At 55.0% G+C, this 12261-nt stretch carries 6 protein-coding genes; all 6 read right to left on the bottom strand.

Features of this window, described 5'->3' with window-relative positions; genetic code table 11:
* Positions 1–143: 143 nt before the first annotated feature.
* A complete protein-coding gene (locus J2W17_RS22980) occupies positions 144–5603 on the bottom strand; it encodes a S8 family serine peptidase (protein ID WP_307339829.1) in 5460 nt (1819 codons plus the stop codon).
* 17 nt (positions 5604–5620) lie between these two features.
* Entirely contained in the window at positions 5621–6331 is a 711-nt protein-coding gene (locus J2W17_RS22975; protein WP_307339826.1) for a hypothetical protein, read from the bottom strand.
* 251 nt (positions 6332–6582) lie between these two features.
* Entirely contained in the window at positions 6583–7128 is a 546-nt protein-coding gene (locus J2W17_RS22970; RefSeq protein WP_307339823.1) for an NMCC_0638 family (lipo)protein, read from the bottom strand.
* A 607-nt stretch (positions 7129–7735) separates the two neighbouring features.
* Positions 7736–8416 carry a hypothetical protein gene (locus J2W17_RS22965; RefSeq protein ID WP_307339821.1) on the bottom strand — a complete coding sequence of 227 codons (681 nt, stop codon included), beginning with the start codon at positions 8414–8416 and terminating at the stop codon, positions 7736–7738.
* A gap of 215 nt (positions 8417–8631) precedes the next feature.
* Positions 8632–10050 carry an HlyD family type I secretion periplasmic adaptor subunit gene (locus tag J2W17_RS22960; protein ID WP_307339818.1) on the bottom strand — a complete coding sequence of 473 codons (1419 nt, stop codon included), beginning with the start codon at positions 10048–10050 and terminating at the stop codon, positions 8632–8634.
* Between the two features lie 62 nt (positions 10051–10112).
* Positions 10113–12251 (bottom strand): type I secretion system permease/ATPase, encoded by a 2139-nt coding sequence (locus J2W17_RS22955; protein WP_307339816.1) that lies wholly within the window; start codon positions 12249–12251, stop codon positions 10113–10115.
* Between the last annotated feature and the right edge of the window lie 10 nt (positions 12252–12261).

Below are 12261 nucleotides of genomic sequence, written 5' to 3'. Positions count from 1 at the left end.
GGTCACCCTCATGCAGTTGCGCTTCACTTCGTTCGCTGTGGCCAGCTTACGGCGGGACTTTCACCCACAAGATTGCGCCCATGCTGGGCGCACCACAAAAAAACCCGCCGACGATCACTCATCGGCGGGTTTTTATTTTCTGATCAGGCAGCACTCGCCACCAGAACCGGGTGCACCGATCTTGGCTCCATCGGCATGAACGTCAACGCAGCAGCCTCCTGTGGCGCAAACATCGCCATCGCCTGAACCAGCGCGTCAGCCTGGTATTGCTGAGCGAACGCGGCTGAACCGCCTGCCGGCTCGCCCGTCGAAACGCCCTCAGACGAAAAGTCTCCCGATGGGGCTCCCAGCAAATATTCGGCAACCGGCAAGCGCTCCGCCATCGGAATGACGTTTGGCAGGGCCTCAGGGCGAGCGAATATGAAGTCGGAAGCACTCAACTGAGACACCTCCAGCGCATCCAGATACAGCAGTTTGATCTTCGAGTCCGGGTCTGCTGCACCAGTACTGATCTCCACGCCGTGAACCAGCGCAATATTGTTGATCGTGGAACGGTTCACCTTGCTGATCGTCAAGGCGCTGAAATCAGTGATGCCGGTCTGACTCAGATCTATCTTGTCGGCACCTTGCCGAAAGCCACGTAACGCATTTTTGTAGTCCGACACGCTCTCTTGCTTTGCCACGACAAAGACATTGGTGGCTTCGCTGTCGTGGCTGTACACCTTGCCCGACAGAGAAGCGACAAAGCGCCCGGTGGCATCCGATGAAAGGCTTATACCTTCTGCGCCACCATTGAGTGTCACCGTTCCTGGCAGGTCCGGCGCAATCTCGGGAGTAACGGGCAGCGGGTCAATTGTTGGAGTCTCAGTCGGGAGGACCGGGGCCACAAAGGTAGTCTGGAACTTGAAGTGGCTTGCGCCTATCGATGCGATCAGCTGATTCTTCAGCAGAAGCTTTTGCCCATCACCCAGCGCCACCAACACGTCCGCCTCTTGTTGGGTGAGCTGCAGATCGCCGAATTTTTTACCTTTGAAGCCGACCAGGTTGATCGCCTCGGCGCGGGCGGGATCAAAATTCACCAGCGTGTCGAGCCCGCTGCCGCGCCGGTGCACGACGAACAAGTCTTTACCTGCGCCACCGACCAAAGTGTTGTTGCCACGGCCGCCGTTGAGCAGGCTGTCGGAGGGCCCGGCTATCAGCGTGTCATCGCCGTCGCCGCTGAGCAGATTGTGGATCGTTTGAGCATTGTTCACCGTCAATGCGACTCCGCCGATCACCGCTGCGCCTGTACTCAGATCCACCGAGACATCACCGCTGACGGCTGCCGCATTGATCGTATTGCGTCCCGATCCGTCATTGAGAACGGCGCGCTGCGCCTGACGCTTGACCGAGTCGGCAAATTCATCGGTGTAGAAGTAGCTGTCGTGACCTGTCGCGTCGGCACCGAACAGGCGCAAGGACCAGTTATTGAGCGTGACAGGCAGGCCATTGGCCGTATTGGTCACCTGTAATGTCCAGTCGCCCGCCAGGTCTTCACCCCAGTCATGGGTCGAGGTGAAGGTGTATTTGAATGCGCCCGCCTGAGTGCTGCCAACGTCCGCGTCGTTGGCTCCCGGAGCGGACAGCGGAATCTTGCCAGCCCGATCCAGCAACAGACTCTGGGTGCCATTAGGCGAAATCAGACTGACCACCAGATCGCCCAAGCGCCCGACCTGTGCGTCGAAATCGATCTCCACATGCTCGATGTTCAACCCACCGGGCATCGCCAGCTTGGGCGCGATACTCTCGCCAGCGCCGGCGATCTGTCCAAGCACTCCACTCGACGCTGACACGGTCGTCAAATTGGCCCCGGTATTTTGCGTCATCCAGCTTTCAGCCAGGCGCACAGCTGCCCGCGCATCCACGTTGCCGAAACCATAATCATGACTGGCGTGCATCCCGCCACCGTTCCAGTTACGCGCGCCGTTATCGTTCCATTGCGTGGACCCGTCCTCGACCTTGCGTGCAGACAGCGCGAGTATGTGTTGCACGTCGCGGAAACCCAGATTCGGGTTGGCCTGTAGCATCAAGGCAATAACACCGGAAACGATCGGTGCGGCGAAACTGGTGCCTTTCATGGCGCTGTAGTCATTGCCAAAGGTCGAGCCGCGTTCAGTTTCCAGCTTATAACTGGTGGACCAGACGTTACTGCCAGGCGCGGAAACCAACAGGCTCGCGCCGGGATTGGAGAAGGGCGCCGCCCCCGACTCCAGCGTCGACAGATCCCCCTGAGCATTGATAGCCCCGACCTGAATCGAAAAGCGGTTGTTGTTGAGCAACGAGCCTTGAGCACTGCCACCGGTTGCACGCTTGTTCCCGCCCGACGTGACGATCACCGTACCCAGCCCGCCTCGACCGTTGTCGGCCGCATACTGTGCATTGGTCATCAACGCACTGGCGGTGTTGACCAACCCGCCTTGCAGGTTGCTCAGGGCGAAGTCATTGCTGAAGCCCCAGCTATGGTTGGCAATGTCATAGCCGAGCATCTTGCCCAGGCCGGTCAGGTCGGCACCGCTATTGCTCAAGTAGTGGCCGCCGAGAGTCGCGTCATGGGCGATTCCGACGCCGCCCAGCTTGTTTTTTGCCGCCACCATGACACCCGCGACCATCGTTGCGTGATCAGAAGCCAGCGCCGGCAGCGTCTGGCCTTGCGCCTGCAGCCAGGGTTGATCGACATTCGGCGCCAGATCCGGGTGCCGAATATCGAAAATTTCTGGAGCGGTGGAAAACTCCCCACCGGGTTCGAACTGACCGATGCGCACGCCCTTGCCGGTGTAGTCCTTCCAGACCGGCAGCACATTGATGTCGCTCAGGTACCACTGCTGGGCAGTCAACGGATCATTCGGCACATCCGGGGTGAGCAGCGTGACCGTCGCACGCAGGGGCGCCAGTTCACCGGTCTTCAAGTCCACCACCGAGGCTGCCGGGTTACCGGCTGCGTCCACCAGCCCGTACTTGAAACTCGCAATGCCCGTGTAGCGCGGATCAGGGGTAAACAGCACATCGCCTTGTTCAGTCAGGCTCACACTGCCGCCCAGCGGGTCGCCGACAGAAGCTATACGCAAATCGCCCTGACTGTTGAGCCGCTGGTCGTTGGCCAGGATGCTGGCGGCTGAAATCAGCTGAGGCTGAGTACGATCAAAGGCATTCCCCGCTTGATTGACCCGCAATGCATCCGCCACGGGCATCGCGTTGGGCTGCTCCAGGCTTACCGCTGAAATATCGGCGAAGTTCAATTTCTGGATCCGGCTCAGGGTCAAGGTACCATCGCGTCCTGCTACCGCGTCCGTGACGGTGTAACCGGTCTCGGTGCGAGTGATTTTGTAGTCGCCATACTTGCCGTGCAGCGTCACCAGGTTGATCCCTGCGCCGCCGTCGATGATCGCGTCGCCGTGACCGGCTTCGATCACATCATGACCGGCACCGCCATAAATCCGGTCCACACCGGCCCCGGCGTGAATGATGCTGCCCCCGGCCGATGCCGTGATCGCGTCGCCCTTGGGCCCGGCGTAGATAACCGCCTTGCCGCTGCCACCGATGATGTTATTGCGCCCCGTGCCGCCGACCAGCACGTCATTGCCTGCGCCGCCAATCAGCGTCGAGCCGCCCGACCCGCCCTTGATGAAAACGCTGGAATGCCCACCGCCGACGATGTAGGCATAACCGCGGCCGCCCTGGGCGATCGTCAGCCCGGCCTTGGCCATGTTCAGCGCCATGCCCTCATCGCCGACGATGATCGCGGTATCGCGCCCGCCATTGCCATGGATATTGTTCGGATTGTCACTGGCGCTGACCACGAACACATCGTCACCGGCCCCGCCGTGATAGGTATTGCTGCCTGCACCACCCACCAGCCAACTGCCGGTCGGCGCGGCGGTCAGGGCATCGTTGCCGCTGCCGGCATACACATTGGTCACACCCAATTGGCCCGCATCCAGGGTTTCATCCGTGGTGCTGCTACTGGCGTATGCAGTGGTGGTGGTTGCGCCGGTGGTCGACACCACCTTGCTGCCGCTGCCTTCAGTCGTCAGCGTGCTGCTGACCGGATCACCCAGGAAGTTCACCGCCAGCGCTTCGCGCGTCGCGCCGTTGATCACAAAGGAGCCACGAGCGATCACGCTGTTACCCTGGCGCACATCACCGCTGACCGGCGTCGCCGTGACATTGATCTGCGTGATGCCAAGCTCGGCCAACGTCTTGAGCTCGCCGGCATCGCTTTTACCGTCATGAGAGGCATCGACCCACACCCGCAACTGACTCCAGATGGCATCACTCGCATCGATCACTTTATCCGCGTTGCCATCCACACTGGCCAGCGCCGCAAACCCGTCCTTGAACAACGCCTCCCCCGCCTGGCCATTCCCCCCCAAAGCCCCCCGGAAATACTCTGAGAACATCTGGCTGACATCCTTGATCTGCCCGCTGCCCTCGTCGACCACCAACATCCCGGTCGTTCGATCCGCCCAACCACTGCGCTTGAGCGTGCCGCTGTGGTCGGTGTCGAACAGCACGCCATCGCTGATGGGTGTCATCTGCACGCCGTTGCCGGTCAGGTCCAGCAGCAAGGGGTCGACGTAGGTATTGACGGTGGTCAGCGCCGCCAGACCGTTCAAGGTAACCGCGTTGCGCAGACTGAAGTCCGGCTCGCTGGAGCTCGGGCTGTCGAGGTAGAACTGCGACAGGTACTCGTTCGGGCGCACATTGGGATCAAGCTGGATTTCGCCAGGGCGGATGCCGCCGGTGGCCAGGGTGCCGAGCTGGACGGAGGTGAAGTCGGTGTTGTTGAGGGTTTGGTCTTTGAAGAACACGCGGTGGGTGGCGGAGTTTTGGGTAAAGCCGTTGGAAACGTCTTCGCGGGCCTGGTTTTCGCCGGGGATTTGTTGTTGGGGTTGGGGGTCGGGGGTGATTTCGATTTGGATGAGGTTGATAGTATTTGTGTTTTCGACACCATTAACAATGTCTCTTATTTGTTGGGAGATAGTCTCTTCAATTACCGGCCTTGCTGCAGGGCCAGAAAAGTTCAACGCACTTTCCCTCAAGCTACTGATATCAATACCTAACGAGGTAAATTTATCACTAACATATTTTTTGATTTCATCCATGGTATTGTGCCATGAATCTAAAGCAGGCGAACGCCCATAATCTCGCTCTCTTGTCTGTTTAGTCGACTCGTCAAATAAACCTATAACCGAAAGCAACCCTCCCAAAGCTTGTTTATTATGTATCTGACCACTGGTGAATTTTAACAAATATTGTATCCCACTAATCCCATGATCAATTGGGACGTCAAAAGGACCAAGATTTAGATCTTTTATCGACTCCCAAAACTGGTCATCTGCGTCCGCACTAGTGCCATTATATTTCTCAGAATATAAATTAGTTATCCTGACAATAGCCAACGCCAACCCTGCTTGCCGATCATAATGAAAAACAAAATCTTTAGCAACGCCGCTTGTTTTACTAAGCAAGTCCGCAAAAGCTCTGAGCTTATTAATATTATCCAATACTTCAGAAATACCGCCATTCAACTTTTCACCCTGCAAACCCAGTTGCGACCTATCCATATCAAAACCTCTTCTCATTAAATATTCGAACGTTTACTTGGCATGACCGCCAAAGTTGACTGTATACTTGGCATAGCTCCTAAGTACCTCCATGACGCCGCAAACCTCCCCTCTGCAACCTCCATCAAAAATGTAAGATGTCCAATATATCCCCTAGCAAAATATGGCTTTTTCCGGAAAAGTGTTTTACATGCCGGAGTTTCCAATGAATAAACCAGCCCTCCACCTTCCTTGATTTTTCTCATCTTCTCTCGCGCGACAGCTCGAGCTGTCCTGGCAGAAAGTTCACGAAGTGCAACCACCTCTTTTACAACCATTGTTGTTTCAAATATAATAGGACAACCTCCTTCAAAAAAATTGACGTCAACTTTATATCTCCCAAAAAAATCATACATATAGTCCAGCACTACACCTGTTTTATTAAGATGAAGATTAATTACTGCAGAATCTAACTGCATACAGTACTGATTAAACTCCAAGCATGGTTCACGAGCTTCTAAAAACAGCACTACATCCTGCTGAGGCTTTAGATAGAGCGACCTCATATAAATACGATCAATCCCTTCTGGAGAGATTTTTTTATCGTTTATTACATCCATCCCACCAAATCGCTCTACAACCCACCAAGCTTCTTTGGCTTCGGAAGCGAACCAATACACCCCATATAAAATCACAATCAAACAAATCGCTATAAAACAAAGTATGTTTTTGATAAAAGAAACGACCATCCAACACCTCCTAATTATTACCTCACTACAGTCAGTCCACCAGCAACTCTTCAAACGTTATAAATTACAATCTCTACATCCACTTAGCCATTGGGGATAATTACCAACGAAACATCATCCAAACAGCATTCACTTCTACCTCTTCGTGAGCGCTCCAGCCAGGTGAAGAACCTTGAATTCTTTCTTCGTCAACTCACGCACGCAGATACAATGTAATAGACACAGCATCCGTTTAAATACATGGATAGATTTCATTGGTCGATCATAGACACCGAACCAAACACTTGACTTCTGGCAAATTCGGATGAGTCCGTCGTGAGAGTTAACAACATTTTTCGTGCCGTTTCTGGAAGTGACAATTCGTAAGAAATAGTTTGTATTTTTCCGTTTAAGTCTGTTTGCGCTTGCTCATTTTTCACTTGCTTTGCAGTGATCGGAGCGGGTGGGGTCGCGAACAACTCAGTAAAAAATCTAATTGCGGTCTCAGTGCTTGCCTTGCGAGCATGCACTGCGCAAAAACTCTTTCCAATCGGAAGGATCAGCACAAACCTTCCATGTTTGTCTGGTATTGGCCAAGCGTCTCCGGGATAACCTGCCAGAAACATTGCAGCCTGTTCAGGAGAAAGCTTTGGCATAGGCTTCAGCTTTTTTCGGAAAGCCTCAAGGTTTAAAATATTCTCCAGGCAAAACGATGTGTATATTTTAAAAAACGATTTGGTTTGATCGTCACCTTCGCTACCAAAGCAAACGTTTGACGTCAGTACGAGCATAAGAATAACAGCGATAACTCTGGGCATGGAAAATCTCCGTAAACCTAACAACTAAGCCAAGGATGATCCCAACAATTACTGGTAATGATTGCCAAGTCTACTTGTATGCTCGGCATATCCCTTACATATTTTTCTGACGCCGCGAACTCCCCGCCACAACCTCCACTAAGCAAATGAACACCTAAAAACCAAAAACAAACAAAAACAAACAAACAAACAAACAAACAAACAAACATACACTTCTATTTCAAAAAATGATCATGTAATCACGCCCTGTTCCTCTGCAAATACCAGATGAAGAACACAGCATCAAGACTACTCCCCATCAGCAAAAACTCATCCGTCACGACTCTGTATTTACTCAAGTCACTTCCTATAATCGCCTCCCATCCTGTAGGACTCTTGCACGATTATTCACGAAAATAAAAACTATCGCTGGAGGAGGACCCGTTATCAACTTCAATCTGATTTCAGGCTGGCATTATCTGCGCGCGGCCATCGAGGATGCCACTGCCACGCTGAAGCGATCCGCATGACCGCTGCGCTTGAGCAACACAATTAACTGAATTAAACAAAAAACATCCTGGGTTTGCGCACACTACAATTCCTTGATACAAACCATTCAAATCGTCTTTTATCTAATAGTCGAAAGTACGCTCGGCAGTCCGGCCAAGTACATCCATGAAACTGAAAACCCATCCGCAAACCTCATCAAAATAGCAAGATGGCCAATATAGGCTTGGGCCATATAGGGTTTTTTTCGAAAAAATTCTCTACAAGCAGGCGTTTGCAACGAATAAGTCAGCCCACCGTCAATGTAGATTTTCTTCATCTTTTCCTTAGCAATAATCTGCTTTTTTTCACCCGTTAGTAGCCGCAGACTCGCCAACTCTTTCACGATCGCTGTCGTTTCATAAACAACAGGACAAGCACCTTCAAAGAACTCAGTATCAGCCTTATATTTTTCAAGAAAACCATCCACATCTGCCAACACTATCCCTGTACTAATCAGATATAGATTTATGCCAGAAGAATCTTGCAGCATGCATTTATAACTGTACTCCCTGCATGGCTCAAGCGCCCTGAGGTCATACACAATTTCTTTCCGTGGTTTCAGATTCAGAGACCTTAGATAGATATCATCCATCCCTGCGGGGATGACACGCCTATTGCCGACCACCTCCATCCCACCAAACCAATTTATCACTTTCCAAGCTCTTTCAGCCTCGATATCAAACCAATAAAATCCAAGCATGCCCAATAGCAAACAAGAACCCACAAACCAAAGCGTGTATTTTATAAAAGTCTTGAGCATGCCGTATCCCCATCAGATGAAAACAACCTGTACATTGATGACATGACACTCAGATTACTCGCACTCCACCAGATGTCATCACTCACACTTCCCACAATCCTGTAGGCAACATCCGATAATTTTTATCTTTTGTAGGACATGCCTCACATTTGAGCTCCGACAAATGCAAGCACCGACCCACCCGAGAAAAGAACCTCTCTTCGACCTGACAAAACTCACCGTTCCCTCAAACTCTCATTCGCATACTGCTGCAACGGACTCAAGAAATACTCAATCACCCTCCGCTCATCCGTTTTCACTTCAGCCGTCACAGACATCCCAGGAGACAACGAGACCTTCTCCCCTCTAACGATCAGGTGATCCGCCTTCAGCCGTATCCGACCGCTATACACACGCCCCTTCTTCTCATCCTCAATCGCATCACTTGAAACACTGATAACCTCGCCCTCCACCGTCCCATACTTGGTAAAAGTGAAGGTCTCCACCTTGACCGTAACGGCCTGCCCCGCTCGAACAAACCCGACGTCCTTGTTCTCCAGGAACGCCTCGACTTCCACCGGCTGATTGTCGGGAACGATCACCATCAGTGGCTGGGCCGCGGTGACTACGCCGCCGACGGTGTGAATCGCCAGTTGCTGGACGGTGCCCGCTACCGGAGCGTTGAGCAGGGTCAGTGATTCCTGGTAACGGGCCTTGGCCAGTTCCTGTACCAGTCGTGCGACTTTTTGATCGGCCTGTTGCTGCAGGTCGAGCATGGCCCGGCGGGTCTGGGCGACGACGCCTTCGCGGCGGCGCAGGGCTTCGGCCCGGGCTGCGGAGTATTGCAGCACGCTGGCTTGTTGCACCCGCAGGTGGCGCTGCAGATCCAGGCGGGCCTGTTCCTTTTCCAGGTATTCGTGACGGGCCACGTATTGCTCGGTGAGCAAGCGTTGATAATCCTCGGCCAGTTGGGTGGCGATCGGCAGGGTTTTCAGCAGGTTCGAGACCTGCGCCCGGGCGGCCTGGATTTCGGCGTTGCGCTGGAGGATTTCCGCGTCGACCAGCTCTAGGCTGCTGCGGTATTCCTGGTATTGCCCCTGAAGCCAGCGCTGTGCGGCCAGCACTTGCTCGGGGTTGGCCTGCTCGATGGCGCCGATCAGGGAATCCGGGGGTTGGCGGTGGTTGATCGCATCGAGCATTGCCGTGCCCCGGGCGCTGTCGATTCGTGCGGCCAGCAGGTCACTCTGGATGAGTTTGACGTCGGCATCAGCGGACGTCGGATCGAGTTCGACCAGTCGCTCACCGACCCTGACAGCCTGGCCATCGCTGACATGAATGGCTTTGACCACGGCGGTTTCGCTGGACTGAATCAACTTGGTTTTACCGCTGGGGACGATCTTGCCCGGTGCGATCGCGACCACTTCTATCTTGCCGAGCGAGGCCCACAGCACTGTCAGCATGGCGAACGCCATGATGCTCCAGAGGAAGACCCTGGGTGCCGGGTGCACGGGCTTGTCCTGGAGCGCCAGGGCCGCGGGCAGAAACTGGATTTCATGGGGCAGGCGCCCCGCTGGCGCGTCCATCTGTCGGCGCTGGCGCCAGGACTGACGCCAGGCGTCGCGATAGCGCTGCAAAAGGTCAAGGCTTGCGGTCATGTGACAATCACTCCATGCGTCAACAACAGGCGGGTTCGGCGATGCTACAGGTGGCTGATCGTTCAGCCCTGCTGCAGGCGGTGCAGCCGGCAGTAATGCTCAGCCTTTTGGGCGATGAGTTCGGCATGGGAGCCCTGTTCGACGATTTGCCCGCGATCCACCACGAGGATGCGATGGGCATCCCGCACGGCGGACAGTCGGTGAGCAATGATGATCACGCTGCGACCCTGGCAGATGGTCTGCATGTTCTGCTGGATGATCTGCTCGGACTCGTAGTCCAGGGCGCTGGTGGCTTCGTCGAAGATGAGGATGCGTGGATCGCCCATCAGCGCCCGGGCGATGGCGATGCGTTGACGCTGGCCGCCGGACAGCGAAGCGCCGTGTTCACCGACGACGGTGTCGTAGCCTTCCGGCAACTCGAGGATGAAGGCATGGGCACCGGCCATTTTTGCGGCCTCGATCACCGACTCGAGGGCCGCGCCCGGGTCGCTCAGCGCGATGTTTTCGCGGATGCTGCGGTTGAACAGCATGCTGTCCTGCAACACCACGCCAATCTGTCGGCGCAGGGATGAAACATCCGCCAGCGCCAGGTCCATGCCATCGACCAGCACCCGGCCACGCTCGGGGACGTACAAGCGCTGGAGCAGGCGAGTCAGTGTGCTTTTGCCGGAACCGGACCGACCGACCACGCCGATCACTTCACCGGCTTCGACCTGCAGGTTCACCCCACGCAACACTTCGGAGCCATCGGTGCGATAGCGAAAATGCACCTGGTCGAACTCGATATGGCCTTTGAGCGGCGGCAGCGTGCTGCGGGTGCCCTGGGTCAACTCGGTGGGCGTATTGAGAATGTCGCCCAGGCGCTGGACTGAAACCCCCGTTTGCTGGAAGCTGGTCCAGAGCTGTGCCAGACGCATGATCGGTTGCGATACGCGCCCGGCCAGCATGTTGAAAGCAATCAACTCACCCACTGACAGCTGGCCGCCGATGACCAGCTGGGCGCCCAGCCACAGTGTTGCCACGGTGACCAGTTTGCCAATGAGCGCCACGCTTTCGTTGGCAATGGCGGACAGGTTCTGGGTCTTGAACCCGGCCGCGACATAGGCCGCCAGCTGGTTGTCCCATTTGCGCATGACCTGCGGCTCGACCGCCATCGACTTGAGCGTATCGATACCGTTCACCGTCTCCACCAGAAACGCCTGGTTCTCGGCTCCGCGAGCAAAACTGTCTTGCAGCCTCGATCTCAATAACGGCGTGATCAATAGCGAGACCAGCACATACAGCGGCAGTGACAGGAGCACGATCAAGGTCAACCAGCCGCTGTAACAGAACATCACGACGATGAAGGCCACTGAAAAGAGCACGTCCAGCAACAAGGTTATGGCATTGCCCGTGAGGAAGCTGCGGATGTTTTCCAGTTCACGCACACGGGCTACCGAGTCGCCCACGCGCCGCGCCTGAAAATAAGCCAGGGGCAAGCCGATCAAATGGTGGAACAGTCGCGAGCCCAGTTCCACATCGATGCGGCTGGTGGTGTGGGCGAATACGTAGCTGCGCAAACCGCTGAGCGCGGACTCGAAGACCATGACCGCCAGCAGGCCGGAGGCGATGACATCCAGGGTGGTCAAACCCTGGTGCACCAGCACCTTGTCCATGACCACCTGGAAGAACAGCGGTGTCACCAGTGCGAACAGTTGCAGGACAAAGGAAACCACCACGATTTCGCCCAGCAGTTTTCGGTGTTTGACGATGGCCGGGATGAACCAGGTGAAGTCGAAGCGCGAGCTCTCGCCGGGCAATGCGGATTCGGAACGAACCAACAGCAAACTTCCGCTCCATCGAGCTTGCAACTGGTCTAGGCTGATCACCTCGGGTCGGCTGGCACGAGGATCCTGGATCAGCGCTTTTCCCTCATCCAGTTTGGCAATGATAAAAAAACCGCCGTCACGATCCGTTGCAATTGCCGGTAGCGGAGTTCGATCAAGACGGACAACCGTTGTCTTCACCGACTTGGCCTTGAGGCCCGATTTGCGCGCCGCCAAGAGCAATTCGGATTGTCCGAGCGCTTGCCCTTGCGTAGAAAACAGGTAGCCAAGATGTTCGGTCGACGCCGCCACATTATGAAAGCGGGCCAGCATGACCAGGCAGGCAACCCCAGTGTCGATGTCCGCAGTGGATTGAATCTTTTCTTCTTCGCTCATGAGACATCCT

The organism is Pseudomonas lini (genome assembly GCF_030812475.1).
Lineage (GTDB): Bacteria > Pseudomonadota > Gammaproteobacteria > Pseudomonadales > Pseudomonadaceae > Aquipseudomonas > Aquipseudomonas lini_A.
This window is presented reverse-complemented; position numbering and strand designations above follow the sequence as displayed.